Origin of the sequence: Paraburkholderia sp. RCC_158 (assembly GCF_041355255.1) — a bacterium.
In the GTDB taxonomy this organism is placed as follows: Bacteria; Pseudomonadota; Gammaproteobacteria; order Burkholderiales; family Burkholderiaceae; genus Paraburkholderia; species Paraburkholderia graminis.
Map to the genome: position 1 here is coordinate 55143 of NZ_JBFUPM010000010.1, position 22406 is coordinate 77548.

A 22406-nucleotide genomic window follows, 5' to 3' on the forward strand; every position below is an offset into this window, starting at 1 on the left:
CGTGGTTCGTGGTTCGTGGTTCGTGGTTCGTGGTTCGTGGTTCGTGGTTCGTGGTTCGTGGTTCGTGGTTCGTGGTTCGTGGTTAAAGGTTAAAGGTTAAAGGTTAAAGGTTGAAGGTTAAAGGTTGAAGGTTGAAGGTTGAAGGTTGAAGGTTGAAGGTTGATGTGTGAGGTCTCAGGGCTGAGGGCTAGCCGCCTACGCGAAGCCGTCATAGCGCCGCACCGTCCGAGCGGCGGCTCAACCGATGCCACGCCGCAGATGGTCGCTTGCTCACATTCAGGCCCAACATGAGCACCACCAACTTCGACCCGCAACGGGGCGCAGCCCGCACCAGCGAAGTGCGATACATCATGCCGGTGCCCGCGTCGTTGACCGACACTCGGCAGCTCGCGCGCCAACTGCGCACCCCGCCAGCCTTTCGTATGCGCATAGATCTTGCTCGCCTATCCTGTAAACTTACGCATTGCGCGTGCAGCTTCCGCATTGAGCCCCTAATCCGGCCGCCACCCACACGACTGACATGATGAGCATGATCGAACTCGATCCTCCCGGTTTTCAGCCCCCCCGCCCGATGGCCGGCGACGAAGGCTCCCGGCGCACCGTTCTCTACGGCGGCTACACCGTTTTCAGCGTATTTCAGCCGGTTTTCTCCGTGTCGCACCGGCGCGCGATCGGCTATCACGCTTCGCTGCGCGCGCACGACGAGCATGCGCGGCAAGTCCCCTCGCACGAGGTGTTCACCCAGGCTGCGCGCCGCGGCGACTTGCTGGAACTCGGCCGGCTGGCCGAGTCGCTCCACCTTGGCAACTTCAATGCATTCGACAGTCATGACGAATGGCTCTTTCTGAGTCTCCATCCGGCCGCGCTGATGGACACGAGCTACGGCGACGCGCTGCTCGCCGGGCTCAAGGCGTTGGGCTTGCCGCCGCAGCGCGTAGTGCTCGAGGTCTCCGAGCAAGCGGGCGGAGAAACGACGCGTTTCGCCGAGATCGTCGACGCGTTGCGCAAGTCGGGCTTCCTCATCGCGCTCGATGGCTTCGGCGCCAAGCACTCGAACATCGACCGCGTGTGGAATCTGCGGCCCGATATCGTCACGCTCGACCGCTGCATTCTTGCGCAGGCAAGCGAGCACTCGCACATTGAACGCGTGCTGCCCGGCCTCGTCTCCCTGCTGCACGAATCCGGCCAATTGGTCCTGATGGGCGGCCTGACCACAGAGCGCGATGCGCTGATCGCACTCGAATGCAACGTCGATTTCGTCCAGGGCGCATTCTTCGCTGGGCCGAGCGTCGAACCGGTCAAGCCGCAAGCCGCTGCCGGCTTGATGGACTCGCTCTCCGCCGCGCTGCGCGAGCGTGTTGCCGCGCGTGAACGCGCGCAGGCGACGCGGCTCGCGCCGTACGTCAGCGCGCTCGAAACCGCAGCCGTACAGCTGGTTGCCGGGCAGCCAGCCGCTGACGCGACGGCCGCGCTGCTCAAGCTCGGCGAGACAGCACGCTGCTTCATTCTGGATGGCTCCGGACGGCAAATCGGCGACAACGTGCTGCCTCCTGGCCGCGCGTCGCAACGCGCGAAACGCTTCCGTCCGCTATTGCATTCCGAAGGTGCAAGCTGGGAGCGCCGGCCTTACTTCATTCAGGCGATGCGTACGCCTGGGCGCGTGCATCTCACTCCTCCTTATCTGTCGATCAATGAAGCGCATTTGTGCGTGACCGCTTCGATCGCCGCGCATACGCCCGGCGGCACGCAAGTGCTATGCGTAGACATCAACTGGGAAGTCGCGGCTCATCGCAATTGAGTCGGCCGAGTCCACCGAGCGCTGCTGAATGCGCGCCAGCAACTCGGTGACCGCCGTGCGGCCCAGCACGCGATTGGCGGCCTGCAATCGCGATGCGCTCGTCACTGCGTGCAACCAAACGATTCTTCCAGCGCCGTTGGCCGGACCGTGGGTCCGCCTATGACCGTGCGCCTCGCCGGTGGTGAGCCCGGTTGTAAGGCCGCTCTCGAAGCCAGTGTCGAAGCCGCCGGTCGTCCCGTTTTTCATGCCGCTCGCCGCGCCGCTGCCTGAGCCCTCGGTGGCGATGTCGATCAACGCAACGACGTCGCCTTCGATAAGCAGCGCGATAGACAACGCCCCCTCCACCGATACCAGTTCCACGTGGCTCGCCTGACGCGCAAGCGACGTCACCTTCTCCATCCAGTCACCCAATGCGCGGTCTGACGCGCCGGTGCGTGCCTGGGCGAACGCTTTCGGCGGCACACCAAGCGCGCGTGCATCGGCGTGTGCATAGCAATTTGTCGAGGCAGCGGCACGCACAACGGCCGGTGAGTCGCCCGGCACATTCAGCGGCGGGCCGCACACCGGCTCGTCGCTGACGACATGCGGCGCATCGCTAAACAGCTCGAGCAGGCTAGTCCTGTCCTGCGCCTCAAGTGCGTTGCGCAAGCGCTCGACAATCCGCGCGTGACTCTCCGGATCGGCCCGATGCAACGGTGCGCCCGCGCGCTGCAGGCGCGCCCTCGCCCGATGCACGATCTGCCGGCAACTGGTCGCGCTACGTTCAAGAATCCTGCCGATCTCCGCGTAGTCGCAATCGAACGCTTCATGCAGCACAAACGCGGCGCGCTCGTCGGGTTTGAGACGCTCGAGCAACAGCATCACGCCGTAGGACATTTCCGCCGCACGCAGCGCAAGTTCTTCAGCCGATGGCGCGAATTCGTCGAGCCACGGCTCAGGCAGCCAGCCGGTCGCCTGAGACTCGCGCTCGCGCTGCACATTTCTCAGACGGTCGATCGCCGTGCGCGTGGTGAGCGTGGTGAGCCACGCGGCCGGCGTCTGCACCTCATGCGTATCAGCGAGATGCCACTTCAGCCAGACGTCTTGCACGATGTCTTCCGCCTCCGCACGGCTGCCGAGCATGCGGTACGCCAACGCGAGCAGGCGGGCCCGCACCGCCCCGAAGCTGGATGCCTTGTCGATTTCGTGTTCTTTCATGCGTAGACCTCCAGATCGTGCGTGGTAAAAGCGCGTGCGCCGCCTGCCAGATTCCTCGACCGCGCGCCGCAAAGACATCCATTGCAGTTTGACGATTGGGCGAGCCGCCGCGTGACAGGCGCGCGAAAAAAAATTTATGTCACGCCGCCGACGGCCGGGTCGTCATAGGGACAGCAGCCCACTTTTGACGAGGCAAATATGCAATCGAGCTATCCACCTGTTACCGGCCTTGGCCTCGTGCCAACCGTGATCGAGCAGTCCGGCCGCGGCGAGCGCGCGTACGACATCTACTCGCGTCTGCTGCGCGAGCGCATCGTGTTTCTGGTCGGACCCGTGAACGAGCAATCGGCCAGTCTCATTGTGGCGCAATTACTGTTTCTGGAGTCGGAGAACCCGGACAAGGACATTTCGTTTTATATCAATTCGCCCGGCGGCTCGGTGTACGACGGGCTCGCAATTTACGACACCATGCAGTTCATCAAGCCGGAGGTATCCACTTTATGCACAGGTTTTGCTGCGAGCATGGGCACATTCCTGCTGTGCGCGGGCCAACGCGGCAAGCGGTACGCGTTGCCCAACGCGCGCATCATGATTCACCAGCCTTCGGGCGGCAGCCAGGGCACGGCGGCGGACATTGACATTCAGGCTAAGGAAGTGCTCTATCTGCGCGAACGTCTCAATGCAATGATGGCCGAACGCACGGGGCGCAGCATCGAGGAAATCGCGCGCGACACAGACCGGGACAATTTCATGTCCGCGTCCGCGGCAAAGACCTATGGCCTCGTGGACGAAGTGCTGGAAACGCGGGCGGCGCTGAACTCGTCTTCGGTGGCGTCGGACAGACACCATGACGTATAGCGCAGCGCGGCTGAACTGTGCCGGGCTCAACTGCCCGCGCTTGCACTGGTCTGCCCGACAAAAGCTGATCACGTTGGCTGGAATCGCTATCATGGTCGCGATTCGTCGACTCCGACGAGCGCTTCAATGGAGATTTACATGGCGTCATCCAACGAAACCGTCAGCATGGCGCTATTCTGCGACTTCGAAAACGTCGCGCTGGGCGTGCGGGACGCGAAGTACGACAAGTTCGATATCAAGCTGGTGCTCGAACGTCTGCTGCTCAAGGGCAGCATTGTCGTGAAAAAGGCGTATTGCGACTGGGATCGCTACAAGAGCTTCAAAGGTGCGATGCACGAAGCCAATTTCGAGCTGATCGAGATTCCGCACGTGCGTCAATCGGGCAAGAATTCGGCGGACATCCGGCTCGTCGTGGACGCGCTCGACCTCTGCTACACGAAGTCGCACGTCAATACGTTTGTGATCATCAGCGGCGACTCGGACTTTTCACCGCTCGTGTCGAAACTGCGCGAGAACGCGAAGCAGGTGATCGGTGTGGGCGTCCAGCAGTCCACGTCTGATCTGCTGATCGCGAACTGCGACGAGTTCTTTTTTTACGACGATCTGGTGCGCGAAAGCCAGCGCACCGTCGCCAAACGGGAGTCCTTGCGCCAGCAGAAGAGTGCTCAGCCGACAGCCAAGGTATCGCAGGACGAAGAGAAAAGCCGCAACAAGGAAGATCTCGAAAAGCGCCGTACCAAGGCGGTGGAGATTGCGGTGCAAACGTTCGACGCGCTTGCATCCGAGCGGGGCGACAGCGGGAAAATCTGGGCGTCCGTATTGAAGAACGCGATCAAGCGGCGCAAGCCCGATTTCAACGAAACCTATTACGGCTTTCGCGCGTTCGGCAATCTGCTCGAAGAGGCGCACGCGCGCGGGCTGCTGGAATTCGGCCGCGACGAAAAATCAGGGGCTTACGTATATCGGAGCACGGTTTCGGGCGCTGCGGGGGAAGGTGCCGGAGAAAGCGCGGGCGAACCGGCGGGCGAGCATGCAGCGGCGCGTGGAAGCGAAACTGTCGACACCGCAGAGGTAGCGGAACAACTTGACGAGTCGCAGACGGTTGGCGCGGCGCAAGCGGAAACAGGCGCCAAACACGAGTCTCGTCGCCGGGGTCGTGGAGATCGGAAGCGAGGCGCAAGCCAGCAAGCCGCCCGCGAAGCCACGCACGAGACGGCACTGGCAAGCGCAGAGGAAGCCGGCCACCAAACGGCGCCGCGAAGGACGCCGCAAGCCGCCAACACCCGACGCACCAGACGCGAAGAAAGCGGAGCCAACCTGAGCCAGGCTGAAGGCGATGCGATGTATGCCCCTGAAACGGAAAACAAGCGCGCGACGTCCGAGCTGCCGCAAGCGCTCACGAACGAACCGAGCCATGTTTCTGATCAGGCGGGCGCGGCCGAAAATGCCGACTTGCACCAGACCGACGAAACGCAGCCCAAGCGTCGCAAGCAACGCGAGCCGCGTAAAACGGCCGCGAAGAAAACGCGGAAGACCGCAGCACGATCGGACGACACGGCAAGCAACACGAACACGGCGAACACGGCGCACACTGCAGACACCGCATCGCCAGCAACCGAACCTTCACCGACCGCAGAGGAAACACCCGCGCCCGCCAGGAAAGCCGCGCGTAAAACCGCGTCGTCGCGCAACCGCCGTCCGCGCAAGACAACGGGAGGCAACGACACCGAGTGACACCGAACGACACCGAATGGCGCCGAACCACACCGAATAGTCCGCGCCTTGCTCCGCACCCGGCAGCGGCCGAAGCCAAGTGTCACCGCAAGCCGAACACCGCAACACCGTTGGTCGCGCCGACATAAACCTTGCCGCGCGCGATCATCGGCGTGATGAACTTGTTGCCCGCGCCCCATTGATCGCGCGTGCCCGCCTGGTTGCTGTTGTACAGCTCGTTGGCAAGATTGCTCGCGTCGTAGGCATGCAGGGCGCCGGTCGAGCCGTTCTCCGCCGCCCAGACAATGCCGTTGCTCGCGCCATTGGCGGATATCGCCGGCGTTGCGCCCGGATAGGCAAAGGTCGTCGGGCTTCGGGATGAAGCCGTCGTTGCGAGGAACGCGCCGGCGATCGGCAGGGCTTTGAGGTTGTCGTTTAGCCCTCCGTAGTACACGACGCCCTTGTAATACGCCGGCGAACCCCAGATGCCGCCAGCAAGCGTGCCGATGAGTTCTTGCCAGATGTTATTGGCCGCTGGGCTGAATTTGCCCATTGAATCGCGGTCGACCACATAAATGTGGTTGTCTTTGCCGGCCGCCACAGCAAGATGCTTGACCACGCCGGCCGCGGTCGTCTGGTCCGGCAGCAACATCACGCCTCCAGAACCGAAGTCGTTGTCCGTATTGGCCTCTTCGACTACGTTGGACATCGCGAAATAGTCGGTGACTTGCAGTTGGCCAGCCGACAGTTTCATCAGCGAGTTGCCGAAGTTGCCGTCGACGGGGAAGCCCTGTGCATTGAGCGTCGTGCCGAACGTGCCGTTGCCGTCGACGACATAGATGGACGAGCCGTCGGAAGCCATGCCGGAGCCGGCCATCCAGATCGAGCCCTGGCTGCCGTTCGGCGTGATGTTGAGCGCGCTGGTCTGCTTGAGTGTGCCGGCGTTGTACGCCATGAGCCAGCCGGTGTAAGCGCCGGACATGCAGTGCGCCGTCCAGCCCATATAGATGTTGCCGCCAACGAGCGTCAATGCCGCCCGCTCCGTGTGCAACGACGCGTTGAACGTAATGACGCCGTTGACGCTCCCCGCGCCGCCGCCCGGATAAGTCGCCGCAATCTCGGTGGGACCGCCCAACAGTTCGGCGCCCGTCGCAAGGTCGAGCGCATGCAGGCGGTGATGGTAGGCGCCGCCGCTGTCTTTCGTCATCGAGACCGCATATAGCGCGCCGTTGGGGCCGCGCGAGCGGTCGATCACCGGCGTCGACGTCACGCCAATCTCGGGCGTGATGTCCGGGCATCCGCGGTCGTCGCTGGGCGTTTCGCCGCTGCCGTTTAGCGTCGCGTGCCACAACTGCGCGTAGCTGGTCGCGTCGTACGCATAGACACTGTTGTGTTCGGTCGCGACGTAGACTACGTCGTGCGGCGCGCCGCCAATCGACAACGCTGTCGCAAAGAGCGGCTGGGCATCCACCTTGCCGTCCGCCGCAAGGAACGCGACTTTGCCGAAGCTCGATGCGTTGACGTTGGCGGGCGTCAGCGTGGTTTCGGCAAGCATCTGGCCGGTGCGCGCAAGGTCGTTGTGGTGCATCAGCACGTCGGTGGCGAATACGGGTCCGGCGGGTGCAGCCCCGCCCGCGCCGCTCCCCGCGCCGGCGCCGGAGCCTGACCCTGAGCCGCTGCTGCCCGCACCCGAGCCACCACCGCTCGCCCCCCCGCCCGACGATGTAGACGCCGCTCCCGGCGATCCGCCCGAGCCGCCGCCACATGAAGCAACCCCCCACGCAACAGTGAGCAGCGCCGCCACTGTGCACACACGAACCCACGGCCCGGCCGATAGCCGGTCGCCGCCACCTCGCGAGATGCGCATGTCCGCCTCGTCTCTCAAACGATGCGACGCTCAGTTCCGCAAGACGAAGGCTGCGCGTGATGCGAACACGTCGCGTGCCGCGAACGGGCGCCCCAAGCACATCTTCCGATGGCTGATGGATGATCACATTCAACGTCCGCGGCCAATTAACCGTACGCCGTTTGCGGAGTTTCATGCCGCCAGGGTCTCGCCACTCTCCGCCAGGCAAACACGCGGCTGGCGGCGCAACGCGAAAGCAAGGCGCGACCGCACGCGCGATCGCGTGCCAGGCATCAAAGCATCGTAATCAAAGCATCAGTAGTACGGATAAGGCGCGTAAATCACGGGCGGCGGTCCGTAATAGCGCGGCCGCGGCGCAACATAAACCGGTTGCGGCGCATACACAGGCTGCGGCGCGTAGACCGGCACTTGCGGCTGCGAGATCGTGTTGCCCTTCGACGTCATGCACTGCGCGTAGGCTGCGTCGTAGCGCGCCTGCAAGCTGTTCGCCGAGTACTGCGCGCCGTTTGCGCCAGCCGCGCCGCCGATCAGCAAACCGCTGCCCGCTCCGATCGCAGCACCCGCTCCGGCATTGCCCGCCGCCGCGCCAAGCAGCGCGCCGACGGCCGCGCCGCCCAACGTTCCCACCGCCGCGCTGTTGACGCTGCTGGTGGTCGCGCCTTGCGAAGCGCCGGCCGCATCGGACGAATGGAACGCATAGTCGCGACACGTGTAGTCGTCCTGTTGAAACTGGCTGAGCGGCTCGCCCCTGCGCGGCATGGCCACCACCGACGGGCCGCTCGGCGGCACGACGGCGCAGCCGCCCAATAGCGCGAGCGCGACGGCCCCGAGAGGCAGCGCGACGCGCAACGGTGTTAGACGTGAAATCATGATGGCGCGAATAGCGTGGATTGGAAATCACACGTTATGCGAATCCACGCTCGCGATGTTTACCGCATCGTTACCGTATGTTTTATGCCCGTGCGCGAAGCCGCGCCGCAAGCCTGAGCCACGCGATGTGCGTTATCGCGCGGTTACGAACGGTGACAAAGATTGTGCAAGCCCATGAACGATGCTCGCGCGGCGACGCGCGCAAAAAGCAGAAAAGCCCTCACAGGGAGGGCTTTTCTTTCTTTCTTGCATAGCGGCCGTTGTGAACCGATTCAGAGCCGGCTCAAAATCGATTCAACGCCGCAACACACCGAAAAATCACGCGAAGTTCTTCGACGCGAATTCCCAGTTGACGATGTTCCAGTAAGCTTCGACAAACTTCGGACGTGCGTTGCGATAGTCGATGTAATACGCGTGTTCCCACACGTCGATCGTGATCAGCGCTTTGGCGTCCGTGGTCAGCGGCGTCGCAGCGTTGCTCGTCGACACGAGGTCGAGCGAACCGTCTGCCTTCTTCACGAGCCATGCCCAGCCCGAGCCGAACGTGCCGATTGCGGTCTTCGCGAACTCTTCCTTGAACTTGTCGAACGAGCCCCACTTGGCGTTGATCGCGTCGGCCAGCGCGCCGGTCGGTGCACCGCCACCTTGCGGCGACAGGCTGTTCCAGAAGAAAGTGTGGTTCCACACTTGAGCTGCGTTATTGAACACGCCGCCCGACGACTTCTTCACGATTTCTTCGAGCGACAGATTCTCGAACTCCGTGCCCTTGATCAGATTGTTCAGGTTGGTCACATAGGTCTGGTGGTGCTTGCCGTAGTGAAACTCGAGCGTCTCTTCCGACATGTGCGGAGCGAGTGCGTTTTTCGCGAACGGCAGCGGCGGGAGCGTATGTTCCATGGTGCTTTCCTTCAGTCTGTATCTGTTGTGGGGAGTCTGCGGATAACGCTTTAGAGCACTCGATTGTAGGCGACTTGGAATAACCCCGCAAACGAACGGACTTTATGTCCGGCATCGGCGAATCGCCCGCAAAACCGCGTAATTAGTGCTTCCGTTTGCTCTACAAACGCGAGCTCGCGCAGTCAAAACTACGCACGCGCAGCGTGTCAGCGCGATGTCAGAAACCGTCGGCAAGACGCGGCTGCACATCGGCGAGAGCGACGTCGGCGGTGCCCTCGGCGAGATGCATCGTCAGGCGGCGTCCCGGTTTCAACGACGACGGCGCGCGCACCGCGCGGCCGGTCTGTGCATCGAGTACCGCGGCATAGCCGCGCTCGAGCGTGCGCTGCGGACTCAGCACTTCGAGCCGCGCCGACAGCGTGGCGATGCGCGCGGCCTGACGTTCATGCTGACGCAGCAATGCGGCGTCGAGCCGTTGCGTGAGATTGCCAAGCCGCGCCTGATGCGCAGCGAGATCCGGACGCCAGCGCTGCCAACGCATCTGCAGCAGCGAAAAACGCGCTCGGGCATCGCGCACGGGCCTTGCCCCTGCCGACGCGAGCCGCGCGCTCAGTTGCTGCAAATGCGTGCGCTGCCGCGCGAGACGCTCGGCGGGCGACACGAGCCGGCGCGCGAGCCAGTCGAGTTGCTGGGCGCGCCGCTCCATCATCCGGCCGAATCCGCGTGCAAGCGTCGCATGGCGATGGTCGAGCTCGCGCAGCAACAGCACGCGCTGCGGGCTCACCAGTTCGGCGGCGCCTGTGGGCGTGGGCGCGCGGACATCGGCGGCGAAATCGGCGATCGTGAAATCGGTTTCGTGACCGACGCCGCTCACGACCGGAACCGCGCTCTCCGCAATCGCGCGCGCAAGCACTTCTTCGTTGAAGGCCCACAGGTCTTCAATCGAGCCGCCGCCACGGCACACGATCAACACGTCGACCTCGCGCCGCGCGCTGACCGCATCGACCATTGCCGCGAGCTTCGCGCTTGCGCCCACGCCTTGCACCGGCGCCGGATAGACGATCACGGGAATATGCGGCGCGCGACGCGACAGCGTCGTCAGCACGTCGCGCAGCGCCGCGGCCTGCAACGACGTGACGATGCCAATTGCGCGCGGATGCGACGGCAGCGCGCGCTTGCGTTCGGCGGCAAAAAGGCCCTCGGCTTCGAGCTGTGCCTTGAGCCGCAAAAACGCTTCGTAAAGACGTCCCTGGCCGGTGCGCCGCACTGCCTCGACGTTCAGTTGCAGTTCGCCGCGCGGCTCGTACATCGTGACGAGCGCCCGCACTTCGATGCGGTCGCCTTCCTTCGGCGTGAACTCGGCGTATTGCGCGCGGCCGCGGAACATCACGCAGCGCATTTGCGCCTGCGCGTCCTTGATCGAAAAGTACCAGTGACCGCTCGCGGCGCGCGTGAAATTGGAGACTTCGCCGGCAACCCACACCAGCGGAAACGAGCGCTCGAGCATGCTGCCGATCGCGCGATTCAGAGCGGAAACTGGGACGACGACTTCGCCGCCGGGCATCGTCGACGAGGTAAGGGAACTGTCGGAATTCATGCGAAGGGATGGTGGTGACTGGCCGGACAGACGATAGACCGAGTGGCTAATCGCGTCCAGCGCGACGCGCAAATTGTTAAAAGTGTCCACATGCCGGGACCGTCAAGGCGAATTCCGCCACGCGCCCGGCAAACTACGGGAAACCGAAGCATCCCGTTGATTTATATGAAATTTACTGATGACCTCCGCAGGTGATCGCCGACGCAAGGCGCTTGCAACGGCCCTTGAGGCGCTGCGGCGGGCAGGTTCTCCACAAAGTTATCCACAGGCTGCAAGAGGCGCAACACGCGACGCGGCAGGCATAGGACGCAGCCACCGCGACTTGCGGCCGGGGACGCGTGCGCGCTAGAGTGGCGGGTTCGACAGTAAGGGAAAGTCACGCACGCAAGCGCCGCAACGTGCGCGTGACGAAGGGCGCTGCTGACACGCGCTGCCTATGCTTCCCTTTCTGTTTTTTAAGTTTTTCGACCGTCCGGAGAATCGCGCTGATGCCTGTCCCGCGTATTGCCCCTGGCGCCTTCACGCCGCCGCGCTCGCGCCGTCCCGCGAGCGGCGAGCCGCTCGTCCGCCCGGCCTGCCGATGAGCGGAATCTTCGATCGTTTTGAAGCGCGCGTGGCGCGCGAGTGGCAGCACCGCGGACCGCTTGCGTGGTCGCTGACGCCGCTCGCATGCGTGTTCGGCGCTGTCGCCGCGCTGCGCCGCGCGGCATTCTCGCTCGGCTGGATTAAGCCGGTGCGCGTGGGCGTGCCCGTCGTGGTGGTCGGCAATGTGACCGTCGGCGGAACCGGCAAGACGCCGACCGTGATCGCGCTCGTCGAAGCGTTGCGCGGCGCCGGCTTCAACCCTGGCGTCGTGTCGCGCGGCTACGGCGCGCGGGTCAAGACGCCGACGCCGGTTACGCCCGCCTCGGCGGCCAGTGTCGGCGGCGACGAACCGCTGTTGATCTCGCGGCGCACCGGCGCGCCCGTCTGGGTGTGCCCCGATCGCGTGGCGGCGGCGGAGGCGTTGTGCGCGGCGCATCGCGACGTCGACGTAATCGTCAGCGACGACGGCCTTCAGCACTACCGGCTCGCGCGCGACGCCGAGCTGGTCGTGTTCGATCACCGGCTCGGCGGCAACGGCTTTCTGCTGCCGGCGGGTCCGTTGCGCGAGCCGCTCTCGCGTCGGCGCGACGCCACGCTGATCAACGACCCTTACGCGAAGACGCTGCCTCCGTGGCCGAACACGTTCGCGCTTCAGCTTGCACCGGCCGACGCGTGGCATCTCGATAACCCGGCGTTGCGCCGCCCGCTCGCGCAGTTCCGCGGCGAGCGCGTGCTGGCGGCCGCCGGCATCGGCGCGCCCGAGCGTTTTTTCGCCACGCTGCGCGCCGCCGGCCTCGCGCCCGAGACACGCGCGCTGCCCGATCACTACGCTTTCGAGCGCAATCCTTTTACCGGCGCCGACGCCGACGCCATCCTGATAACGGAAAAGGATGCGGTAAAATTGGGGTCCTGGCGCGACGCGCGCATCTGGGTTGTTCCCGTCGAAGCCGCGCTCGATCATCGCCTCATTGCATTAGTTGTGGAGAAAGTCCGTGGACGCTCGCCTGCTTGAAATTCTCGTTTGCCCGATCTGCAAGGGCCCGCTCAGCTACGACCGTTCCGCGCAGGAGCTGATCTGCAACGCGGACAAGCTCGCCTATCCGATCCGCGACGGCATCCCTGTCATGCTGGTCGACGAAGCGCGGCAGACTGTCGAAGGCACGCCTGTGGATCTGAATCCGGGGTCGGTGGCCTGAGGCGTGTCGGGCTGGCGCGGCGCGAGGATTTCGCGCGGAGCCAGTTCAGGCCTGTTAGCGGCGGGTGGTTGGCCATGTTTACGAAGCGGCGATTGGTGCAAGATTAGTGTGCCGGTTGGCTTGCGGCTCGGGACTTGGCTGGCTCCTCGGCTCGCAGCTCATCGCGTGGCTTGTTGGCCCTCGTTGATTCGTCAAAATTGTCAGCCCTCGTTAGCCCGCTCCCGCTCCCACCCCCCTGACGCACCCCACACCACATCCCTCTCCTCTTCCCCCACTTCCTCATCTCTCCGATGACCCACACCGACTCCGCCACGCCCCCGTTCATTGCCGTCGTGCCGGCACGCCTCGCGTCGACCCGTCTGCCCAACAAGCCGCTCGCCGATATCGGCGGCAAGCCGATGGTCGTGCGGGTCGCCGAGCGCGCACGCGAATCGGGCGCCGAGCAGGTGTTGATCGCATCGGACGCTCAGTCGGTACTCGACGCCGCCCGCGAGCATGGTTTCGAAGCCGTGCTGACGCGCGCCGATCATCCGTCGGGCACGGACCGTCTTGCCGAAGTCGCGTCGCAATTCGGCTGGAGCGACGAGACGATCGTGGTCAATGTGCAAGGCGATGAACCGCTGATCGATCCGTCTCTCGTGCGTGGCGTCGCGTCGCATCTCGCGGCACGCAGCGATTGCGCGATCGCCACCGCGGCGCATCCTATCGCCGATGCCGCGGAGATTTTCAATCCCAACGTCGTCAAGGTCGTGCTCGACGCGCGCGGCGTCGCGCTCTACTTCTCGCGCGCGCCGATTCCCTGGGCACGCGACGCCTACCAGCCGCACTGGCCCAACGTTGCGTCGATGCCGGTGCCGCCGTCGCCCGCCGTGGTTCATCGGCATATCGGGCTGTATGCGTATCGCGCGAAATTCCTGCGCAGCTATCCCGATCTCGCGATCTCGCCGATCGAACAGGTCGAAGCGCTCGAGCAATTGCGCGCGATGTGGCACGGCGAACGCATCGCCGTCCTGGTCACGCCCGAAGTGCCGTTGCCGGGTGTGGACACGCCCGCGGACCTCGCGCGCGTGCGGGCTTTATTCGGGTCTTGAGCGCAAAAACCCGTGGCATAATCGGACGCTTGTGCGCGCCTCCCGTGATTAGCGAGAGCCAGGGTTTGCCCGGTCGCGCCGTACGTGTTTCAGCAGCGCCGTCGTCGACGTGCAGCGCGAAACGCGAAGCGGCAGCCGACGCGGGTCCCTTGCCCCTCGTGGGACGACCGCAGCGCCACCAAGAATTCACATAGATCTGGAGATACACATGCGTTTGATTCTTTTGGGTGCGCCCGGCGCGGGTAAGGGCACTCAGGCAAACTTCATCAAGGAAAAATTCGGCATCCCGCAAATTTCCACCGGTGACATGTTGCGTGCAGCCGTCAAGGCAGGCACGCCGCTCGGCCTCGAGGCGAAGCGCTTCATGGACGCAGGCGAACTCGTCACAGACGAGCTGATCATCAACCTAGTGAAAGAGCGTCTGCAACAGCCGGACTGCGCAAACGGCTATCTGTTCGACGGCTTTCCGCGCACCATTCCGCAAGCTGAGGCGATGAAGCAGGCCGGCGTCGCGATCGACTACGTGCTGGAAATCGATGTGCCGTTCGACGAGATCATCGTGCGCATGAGCGGCCGCCGCTCGCACGCCGCGTCGGGCCGCACATATCACGTCAAGTTCAATCCGCCGAAGGTGGAAGGTCTCGACGACGTGACGGGCGAGCCGCTGATCCAGCGCGAGGACGACAAGGAAGAAACCGTCAAGAAGCGCTTACAGGTATACGAAGCGCAGACCAAGCCGTTGATCGACTACTACAACGGCTGGGCGAAGAACGGCGACGCGACCACATCGCTGAAGGCGCCGCAATACCGCCGCATCTCCGGCCTCGGCACGGTCGAGGAAATCCGCGACCGCGTGTTCGACGCGCTGAAGTAATTCAACGCCGCAGCTTGCGTTGGCAAAAAACCCGCCTCTTTCCGGCGGGTTTTTTTATGCCTTCAGCACGGCCGTTTTAATTTGCTCCTCGGCGATGGCGATGTGGGATCATCCATGATCGAAAAGATATTCGATCTGGACGTTACTTACCGTATCAAGGAAAGGAGCAGAGATGGAGATTCGTGACAACGCATTCCTGATCACCGGCGGCGCATCGGGGCTTGGCGCCGCGACCGCGCGCCTTCTCGCGGAGAACGGCGGCAAGGTGGTGCTCGCCGACCTGAATCAGGACGCCGGCGAGGCGCTCGCCAAGGAACTCGGCGGCGTTTTCGTCAAATGCGACGTGAGCCGCGAGGACGATGCGACGCGAGCCGTCGAAGCCGCGACGAAACTCGGCACGCTGCGCGGCCTCATCAATTGCGCGGGCGTCGCGCCCGCCGCGAAGACCGTCGGCAAGGACGGCCCGCATCCGCTCGACGCGTTCGCGCGCACCATCTCGATCAATCTGATCGGCACGTTCAACATGATTCGCCTCGCGGCCACTGCGATGTCGAAGAACGAGCCGAATGCGAACGGCGAACGCGGCGTGATCATCAACACGGCGTCGGTCGCGGCCTACGACGGCCAGATCGGACAGGCGGCCTACGCGGCGTCCAAAGGCGGCGTGGTCGGCATGACGCTGCCTATCGCACGCGACCTGTCGCGCAACGCGATCCGCGTGATGACGATCGCGCCCGGCATCTTCGAAACGCCGATGCTGCTCGGCATGCCGCAGGAAGTGCAGGACGCGCTCGGCGCGATGGTGCCGTTCCCGCCGCGCCTCGGCAAACCGATCGAATACGCGATGCTCGCGAAGCAGATTCTCGACAATCCGATGCTTAACGGCGAAGTGATTCGTCTCGACGGCGCGATTCGCATGCAGCCGAAGTAACGACGCGCCGCGAATTGCCGTTGCGATTTGCCGCCGCAATAACGAAAAACGCCTGCACGCGAATCCCGTGCAGGCGTTCTGTTTTTAGCGCGCGGCCTAACGACCGTTGACGGCTTTGCTGCTCGCTAGTCGCGATCGTTATGCTGCGTGCGCTGACGCAATTCCTGCAACTGCGATTCCACAACGGTTGCGTCTTCCGCATCGGGGCACTCGCCGAGATAACGCTCGAGGTCTTCGAGCGCCGGGCGCAAATAGTCCAGACGCGCATACGCAAAACCGCGGTCGCGAATCTCGTCGATACTGTCGGGCAACAGGATCACGAGACGCTGCTGCACGGCAAGCAGGCGCTGCCAGCGCTCGGTCTGCAAATACGTGGACTTCAGATTGCGCAACATACGCGCGATGATCTCGCGCCGCGTGGCCGGCTGCAGCAGCATGCGCAGCGCCCGGCTCACCGACTCGCCGGCCGACGCCACATACGGCTCCAGCATGTCGACCATTTCCGATTCCGACAGCGAATGCCCGCTCGTCGGATCGAGCATCACGTCGCCGTCGGGTGTCGTGACACGCAACAGGAAATGACCGGGAAACGATACGCCGCGCGCCGGAATGCCGATCTGCTCGGCCATCTCCAGGTACAGCACCGCGAGCGAAATCGGAATGCCGCGGCGACGCTTGAGCACCGCGTTCAGATGGCTGTTGTCGGGGTCGTAATAGTCGTTCAGATTGCTGGCAAAACCCAACTCGCGGAAGAAGAACCGGTTCAGAATGCCGACCTTCTGGCGGATGTCCGCGTCATCCGGCATGCGGCGCTGCAGGCGCACCACCAGTTCGTCGATCTCGGCCAGCGTGCCTTGCAGATCGAGGTCCGGGTAAGCGTCCTGCGCGAGCGAGAGCGCCGCCTCTGTCAGCGGCAAGCTCTCGTCTTCGGCGACGAGCGTGCTGAAATAGTCGAGAACCCGCGTGATCGTCATCACTTCACTCGCCTTTTGAAATACGCGTACTTGAAGCCCATCAGCCAAAGCATACCGAAATATAGCGCCGCGAACAGCACGAGGCAGGCAGCGAGCAGCGCCATGCGGTCGATGGGCCGGTCATGCATGCCGATCCAGTCGAAGCTGATGGACAGCCAACGCATGGTGCCCGCGAGGACCAGACACGCGCCGAACAACTGCGCGAAGAACTTGAGCCAGCCGCTCGACGGCGTATAGATGCCGCGCTTGCGCAATCCGAGGAACAGCAACAGCGCGTTGCCGCAAGCACCGAGCCCGACGCTCAGCGTGAGCCCCGCATGCGCGAAGATCGGCACGAACACGTAGTTGCTCAACTGCGTAAGAATCAGCACGCCGATGCCGATCTTCACCGGCGTCTTGATGTCCTGCTTCGCGTAGAAGCCGGGCGCGAGGATCTTGATCAGAATCAGACCGATCAGGCCGACACCGTAAGCGGCCAGCGCGCGCGCCACCATCACGACCGCGTTGCCGTCGAACTTGCCGTAGTGAAACAGCGTGGCCGTCAACGGCTCAGCAAAAAAGAACAGCGCAACCGCGCTCGGCGCAGCGAGCAGAAACGTGACGCGCAAACCCCAGTCGAGCAGCGACGAATATTCGTGAGGATCGGCATCGACGTGCGCCTTCGATAGACTCGGCAGCAGGATCGTGCCGAGCGCGACGCCGAGCAGCGCGGTCGGAAATTCCATCAGCCGGTCCGCGTAATTGATCCACGAGACGGCGCCCGGCCCGATGCGCGACGCGATATTCGTATTGATGATGAGGCTGATTTGCGCGACGGAGACGGCGAACATGGCCGGCACCATCTTCCACAGCACGCGCTTCACGCCGCGATGCGCGAGCGCGCGCAGCGGATTCAGGCCGATGCGCGGCACCATGTCGATCTTCTTGAGGCCCGGCAGTTGCACGACGAACTGCAACAACCCGCCCGCGATCACTGCCCAGGCAAGCGCATAGACCGGCGTGTGCATGCGCGGCGCGAAAAACACCGCGGCGACAATGAACGACACGTTCAGCAAAACCGGCGCGAACGCGGGCAGTGAGAAGTTCTTGTACGTGTTCAGCACGCCGGACGCGAGCGACGTCAGCGAAATGAAGATGATGTACGGGAACATGATGCGCGTCATCGTGACCGCGAGCGCGTAGGCCTGGCCTTCGTGAGCGAGGCCCGACGCGACTACGAACACGACGCCCGACGCGCCCAGCACGCCGACGAGCGACAGCACCGCGAGCGCCCAGGCGAGCACCGTCGAGGTGGCATCGACGAGCGCCTTGGTGGCGTCATGTCCTTGCTGGTTCTTGAACTCGGCGAGGATCGGCACGAAGGCCTGCGAAAACGCGCCTTCGGCGGAAATGCGGCGCAGCAGGTTGGGAATGCGGAAGGCGACGTAGAACGCGTCAGTGTATTGACTGGCGCCGAACGCGCGCGCGATCAGCGTTTCGCGGGCCAGTCCGGTCACGCGCGACAACAGCGTGAAACCGCTGACCGTCAGCAGGGCTCGGAATAGATTCATGGGGCGCTTATTATAAGGGTGCCGCAAAGGCGGACGACGAGCCAGGAAGCGATTCGGACCGATTTCCTCTAGAGACGTTCGGTTGGGGCAGCGAATTCCGCTGCATTTTTTCGCGCGCGCCGGGGGCGGCCGGCAAGGGCTTGTGCAATCGGGCCGCGCTCGGGCGCGGTGAACCGCGGCCGGGCAGCAATCCGACTCGCGCGGGCGGGTCTGGCCTCCCCCGAGCCGGCGGCGCGGCATGCATTCCCGTTGCCACGTCCCTGATTTTGTTGCTATAATCGCCGGTTTCGAAGCTCGCTCAGTTCTCGGACGGCTTCCGGACGAGGGTCGAGGTCGGCGCCAGGTGTCACGAATGTGAACGAATATGGGCCGCCACTTCCTTCAGATATGCCGGAACATGGCGCCGCAAACACGGGCCCGCCTTCGCGTAGTTCGATCGTTTTTCGACACTTTTGCGCTCTTGGGCAATCGCTTCCAAGAGTTCGGATCTAAAAGCAGCGCCTCACCACTTGAAGGTCAGGTACTGGAAACAGGAACAGGATAAGGAACCGTCATGGCTAACTCCGCACAAGCACGCAAGCGCGCCCGCCAGGCCGCCAAGGCAAACTCGCACAACTCGGCACTGCGCTCGAAGTTCCGCACGGCCATCAAGGCAGTGCGCAAGGCAATCGACGCCGGCGACAAGGCCAAGGCCGCTGAAATCTTCCAGGCATCGTCGAAGACCATCGACATCATTGCCGACAAGAAAATCGTTCACAAGAACAAGGCAGCTCGCCATAAGAGCCGCCTCGCCGCAGCCATCAAGGGTCTGCAGGCTCCCGCAGCCCAGTAATTCCGGTCGGCCCGCTCCGGCGGGCTACCTCCTGTTTCCGCTGCGCATGAAGGCCCGCTTTGGCGGGCTTTTTTGTTTGCCACGCGCGCGTAGCGGAAGAGAATGGCCGATTGGCGCAGCAACGCCAGCATGAAAAAACCCGCCGATGTGGCGGGTTTTGCTTTTCTGCGAGCCGGTTTCGCTGGCGCTAGATGATGTGCCGCTTCGTCTGCGGCGGCGGCGCATGCTCCAGTTCCAGCTCGCACGCTTCCGTCACCACGAGGTCGTTGTCTTTGGCGAAGTTCATGACGAAGTCGAACGCCATGGGTTCGATGTCGCGCAGGCGCGAATCGAGAATCACGCACTTGAGGTCGCCGATCATGGTCGGCCGGACGTACACCGAGTACTGCATGTAGGCGTTGGGGCCCTTTCTGGCACCCGGTCCGAAAGATGACATCACACCTGCGAGACGCTCCGACCAGTCGCTCGGCCGGAATCTTTTTCCCGTCGACGTGATGCCCTGAATGAAGTATTCGGTTGGAGCTGCTTCGGCCATGTAGAAATACCTGTGTGACTGCCCAGCGGATGACGGCGACAGCAAGCAACAAAACGGATTTCGAAACGCTGTGCCCGGCGAGTGAACCGCTCCAGAGAGCGCCGCCGCAGGATCGTGCAAAGCGGTTTGGCCGCTATGACGTGCGCGGTGTGACGCACGCGGTGTGCCTAGCTCGAAACGGCGCACTAACGAAGCATCACGCGCGAAGGCGGCGCCTTGCGAACCGCTCGAGCCGCCACGCGACGCCTGTGCCCTCACCACGAAGCACGGGCCTGCTGGGCCTTTGAATAACCCGCAGATTATAGCGCAGCGGACCTTTTTCCGCACTGCACACAAGCTTGTTTCGGCAGCGCAGCGCGGCTTTCAAAGCGCTTTCCCGGCCTTTTGGCCGACTCGTCAAATGAGGCGAAATCCTTTATGCTGCATTGAGTTACCACAAAACGACGGCGGCGCCGTCCGGCAATCCTGCCGGGTGAGACCGCCGTATTTGTTTCATGACCGCCAAGAAAATTCGCCACTATCTGCAGTTCAAGGATTTCTCGCTAGACGACTACGAGTACGTGCTGGAGCGCGCGCGAATTCTGAAGCGCAAGTTCAAGAACTACGAGACTTACCATCCGCTGCACGACCGCACGCTCGCCATGATCTTCGAAAAGAATTCGACGCGCACGCGCCTGTCGTTCGAAGCCGGCATTTTCCAGTTGGGCGGGCACGCCGTTTTCATGAGCACGCGCGACACGCAGCTCGGCCGCGGCGAACCTATCGAAGACGCTGCGCAAGTCATCTCGCGCATGGTCGACATCATCATGATCCGCACGTTCGGTCAGGACATCATTCAGCGCTTTGCAGAAAATTCGCGCGTGCCGGTGATCAACGGGCTGACAAACGAATATCACCCGTGCCAGGTGCTGGCCGACATCTTCACGTATTTCGAGCATCGCGGTCCGATTCGCGGCAAGACGGTCGCGTGGGTCGGCGACGCGAACAACATGCTCTACACGTGGATCGAAGCCGCGCAGATTCTCGGCTTCAAGCTGCGCCTCTCCACGCCGCCGGGCTACAAGCTCGACCGCGGCTTCGTCGCCGCGGAAAGCGCGCCGTTCTACGAGGAATTCGACGATCCGAACGAAGCGTGCGCGGGCGCCGATCTCGTCACGACTGACGTGTGGACCAGCATGGGCTTCGAGGCCGAAAACGAAGCGCGCAAGAAAGCCTTCGCCGACTGGTGCGTCGACGCGGAAATGATGTCGCGCGCGCACGCCGACGCGCTCTTCATGCACTGCCTGCCGGCTCATCGCGGCGAAGAAGTGAGCGCGGAAGTGATCGACGGCCCGCAAAGCGTCGTGTGGGACGAAGCGGAAAACCGTCTGCACGTACAGAAGGCGCTGATGGAATATCTGCTGCTCGGCAAGCTCAATCACTGAGCGCATTGCCGCGCGGCATTTGCGCGAAGCGCGGCGCGGCCTTCGGCCTTGAGTACGACGCAAGCCGTCCACGCCGGGACCGCGTATCGCGCACCTCGCTTCGGCCCGCAGCAGCCTCACCAGCGCTCCGCAATATTCGCCGCAACAGCCAAAAACGCGGACGCGCGCCGTTTTAGTGTCAAAATAGTTGTTTTCCGCGCTCCGGAACCGCCGGCGCGCCTTGTTTTCCCGCTTTCTCCAGCTACGAGTTCACCATGAGCGATATCAAGAAAGTCGTGCTCGCCTATTCGGGCGGCCTCGACACCTCCGTCATCCTGAAGTGGTTGCAGGACAACTACGACGCCGAAGTCGTCACGTTCACGGCCGACATCGGCCAGGGCGAAGAGCTGGAACCGGCGCGCAAGAAGGCACTGCAACTGGGCATCAAGCAGGACAACATCTTTATCGAAGACCTGCGTGAAGAATTCGTGCGCGACTTCGTGTTCCCAATGTTCCGCGCCAACACGATTTACGAAGGCGAATATCTGCTGGGCACGTCGATCGCGCGTCCGCTGATCGCGAAGCGTCAGATCGAGATTGCCCGCGCCACCGGCGCGCAGGCCGTGTCGCACGGCGCGACCGGCAAGGGCAACGACCAGGTTCGCTTCGAACTGGGCTACTACGCGCTCGAGCCGGGCATCAAGGTGATCGCGCCGTGGCGCGAATGGGATTTGCTGTCGCGCGAAAAGCTGCTCGCCTACGCGGAAAAAGCCGGCATTCCCATTGAAATGAAGCACAAGCAAGGCGGCGCGCCGTACTCGATGGACGCGAACCTGCTGCACATTTCGTTCGAAGGCCGTCACCTCGAAGACCCGAAGGCCGAGGCGGAAGCCGACATGTGGCGCTGGACCGTGTCGCCGGAGCAGGCGCCGGATCAGGCCGAGTACGTCGACATCGAATACGAGCACGGCGATCCGGTCGCGATCAACGGCAAGCGCCTGTCGGCGGCGGAAATGCTGACTGAACTGAACAGTCTTGGCGGCAAGCACGGCATTGGCCGTCTGGATCTGGTGGAAAACCGCTATGTCGGCATGAAGTCGCGCGGCTGCTATGAAACGCCGGGCGGCACGATCATGCTGAAGGCGCACCGCGGCATCGAGTCGATCACGCTCGACCGCGAAGTCGCGCACCTGAAGGACGACCTGATGGCTCGCTACGCGGCGCTGATTTATAACGGCTACTGGTGGAGCCCGGAGCGCCGCGCGATTCAGGTGCTGATCGACCACACGCAGGAGAAGGTCAACGGCTGGGTGCGCGTGAAGCTCTACAAGGGCAGCGTGTCGGTTATCGCTCGCGATTCGAAGGAAACGCTGTTCGACAAGACCATCGCCACTTTCGACGACGACGGCGGCGCCTACAACCAGGCCGACGCCGGCGGCTTCATCAAGCTGAACGCGTTGCGTATGCGGATCGCGGAGAACGCGCGCCGTCAGCGCGGTTAAGCGGAGCGCCGTCGAGGCGCGGCTGGACGGAAACCTTGCGGTTAAACAGGGCTTCCCGCTAGCGCGATAGATCCAACGAAAAGAAAGGCGCCGCGAGGAAACTCGCGGCGCCTTTCTTCATGAGCGCTGTAAAACA

At 63.4% G+C, this 22406-nt stretch carries 19 protein-coding genes; 11 read left to right on the forward strand and 8 right to left on the reverse strand.

Features of this window, described 5'->3' with window-relative positions:
* The first annotated feature begins 523 nt into the window (after positions 1-523).
* Positions 524-1798, forward strand: coding sequence for an EAL domain-containing protein (locus tag AB6809_RS20190; RefSeq protein ID WP_035569922.1), 1275 nt, complete (start codon positions 524-526; stop codon positions 1796-1798).
* On the opposite strand, the gene AB6809_RS20195 is transcribed toward AB6809_RS20190, so the two are convergent.
* Entirely contained in the window at positions 1754-2995 is a 1242-nt protein-coding gene (locus AB6809_RS20195; RefSeq protein WP_371027056.1) for a sigma-70 family RNA polymerase sigma factor, read from the reverse strand. The two genes, AB6809_RS20190 and AB6809_RS20195, sit on opposite strands and share 45 nt — an antisense overlap.
* A gap of 198 nt (positions 2996-3193) precedes the next feature.
* Between AB6809_RS20195 and clpP the strand changes: the two genes are divergently transcribed.
* Both clpP and AB6809_RS20205 read left to right on the forward strand, forming a co-directional pair.
* A complete protein-coding gene (clpP, locus tag AB6809_RS20200; RefSeq protein WP_029968083.1) occupies positions 3194-3853 on the forward strand; it encodes an ATP-dependent Clp endopeptidase proteolytic subunit ClpP in 660 nt (219 codons plus the stop codon).
* Positions 3854-3991: 138 nt separating this feature from the next.
* Entirely contained in the window at positions 3992-5587 is a 1596-nt protein-coding gene (locus tag AB6809_RS20205) for an NYN domain-containing protein (RefSeq protein ID WP_029968086.1), read from the forward strand.
* Positions 5588-5669: 82 nt separating this feature from the next.
* On the opposite strand, the gene AB6809_RS20210 is transcribed toward AB6809_RS20205, so the two are convergent.
* The 4 genes from AB6809_RS20210 to xseA all read right to left on the reverse strand — a co-directional run bounded on the left by AB6809_RS20210 (position 5670) and on the right by xseA (position 10797).
* Positions 5670-7433, reverse strand: coding sequence for a hypothetical protein (locus AB6809_RS20210; protein WP_029968088.1), 1764 nt, complete (start codon positions 7431-7433; stop codon positions 5670-5672).
* A gap of 294 nt (positions 7434-7727) precedes the next feature.
* Positions 7728-8303 carry a glycine zipper family protein gene (locus AB6809_RS20215; RefSeq protein ID WP_371027057.1) on the reverse strand — a complete coding sequence of 192 codons (576 nt, stop codon included), beginning with the start codon at positions 8301-8303 and terminating at the stop codon, positions 7728-7730.
* Between the two features lie 318 nt (positions 8304-8621).
* Entirely contained in the window at positions 8622-9200 is a 579-nt protein-coding gene (gene sodB, locus AB6809_RS20220) for a superoxide dismutase [Fe] (RefSeq protein WP_006050063.1), read from the reverse strand.
* Between the two features lie 217 nt (positions 9201-9417).
* Positions 9418-10797: an exodeoxyribonuclease VII large subunit gene (gene xseA / locus AB6809_RS20225; RefSeq protein WP_029968091.1), complete on the reverse strand. Its 1380-nt coding sequence runs from the start codon at positions 10795-10797 to the stop codon at positions 9418-9420.
* 580 nt (positions 10798-11377) lie between these two features.
* Here xseA and lpxK point away from each other — a divergent pair.
* The 5 genes from lpxK to AB6809_RS20250 all read left to right on the forward strand — a co-directional run bounded on the left by lpxK (position 11378) and on the right by AB6809_RS20250 (position 15474).
* Entirely contained in the window at positions 11378-12394 is a 1017-nt protein-coding gene (lpxK, locus tag AB6809_RS20230) for a tetraacyldisaccharide 4'-kinase (protein WP_029968094.1), read from the forward strand.
* Positions 12375-12578, forward strand: coding sequence for a Trm112 family protein (locus tag AB6809_RS20235; protein ID WP_006050060.1), 204 nt, complete (start codon positions 12375-12377; stop codon positions 12576-12578). The genes lpxK and AB6809_RS20235 overlap by 20 nt, the downstream gene beginning before the upstream one ends.
* 290 nt (positions 12579-12868) lie before the next feature.
* Complete coding sequence (gene kdsB, locus AB6809_RS20240) at positions 12869-13669, forward strand: 3-deoxy-manno-octulosonate cytidylyltransferase (protein WP_029968097.1); 801 nt, start codon at positions 12869-12871, stop codon at positions 13667-13669.
* Positions 13670-13877: 208 nt separating this feature from the next.
* A complete protein-coding gene (gene adk, locus AB6809_RS20245) occupies positions 13878-14543 on the forward strand; it encodes an adenylate kinase (RefSeq protein WP_006050057.1) in 666 nt (221 codons plus the stop codon).
* A 172-nt stretch (positions 14544-14715) separates the two neighbouring features.
* Positions 14716-15474 carry a 3-hydroxyacyl-CoA dehydrogenase gene (locus AB6809_RS20250; protein WP_006050055.1) on the forward strand — a complete coding sequence of 253 codons (759 nt, stop codon included), beginning with the start codon at positions 14716-14718 and terminating at the stop codon, positions 15472-15474.
* Positions 15475-15599: 125 nt separating this feature from the next.
* Here the strand turns inward: AB6809_RS20250 and AB6809_RS20255 are convergent, their stop codons facing one another.
* Together AB6809_RS20255 and murJ are read right to left on the reverse strand one after the other, a co-directional pair.
* Positions 15600-16442, reverse strand: a complete 843-nt coding sequence (locus tag AB6809_RS20255) for a SirB1 family protein (protein ID WP_029968099.1) — start codon at positions 16440-16442, stop codon at positions 15600-15602.
* Between the two features lie 5 nt (positions 16443-16447).
* Positions 16448-17998: a murein biosynthesis integral membrane protein MurJ gene (gene murJ, locus AB6809_RS20260; RefSeq protein ID WP_006050053.1), complete on the reverse strand. Its 1551-nt coding sequence runs from the start codon at positions 17996-17998 to the stop codon at positions 16448-16450.
* 553 nt (positions 17999-18551) lie between these two features.
* Here murJ and rpsT point away from each other — a divergent pair.
* Entirely contained in the window at positions 18552-18830 is a 279-nt protein-coding gene (gene rpsT / locus AB6809_RS20265; RefSeq protein ID WP_006050052.1) for a 30S ribosomal protein S20, read from the forward strand.
* Between the two features lie 187 nt (positions 18831-19017).
* On the opposite strand, the gene AB6809_RS20270 is transcribed toward rpsT, so the two are convergent.
* Positions 19018-19365, reverse strand: a complete 348-nt coding sequence (locus tag AB6809_RS20270) for a DUF3579 domain-containing protein (RefSeq protein WP_006050051.1) — start codon at positions 19363-19365, stop codon at positions 19018-19020.
* A gap of 494 nt (positions 19366-19859) precedes the next feature.
* Between AB6809_RS20270 and argF the strand changes: the two genes are divergently transcribed.
* Together argF and AB6809_RS20280 are read left to right on the forward strand one after the other, a co-directional pair.
* The gene (gene argF / locus AB6809_RS20275; protein WP_006050050.1) at positions 19860-20789 is read left to right on the forward strand and encodes an ornithine carbamoyltransferase; all 930 of its coding nucleotides are present in this window, start codon (positions 19860-19862) and stop codon (positions 20787-20789) included.
* Between the two features lie 254 nt (positions 20790-21043).
* Positions 21044-22270, forward strand: a complete 1227-nt coding sequence (locus AB6809_RS20280; RefSeq protein ID WP_029968101.1) for an argininosuccinate synthase — start codon at positions 21044-21046, stop codon at positions 22268-22270.
* The last annotated feature ends 136 nt before the right edge of the window (positions 22271-22406 follow it).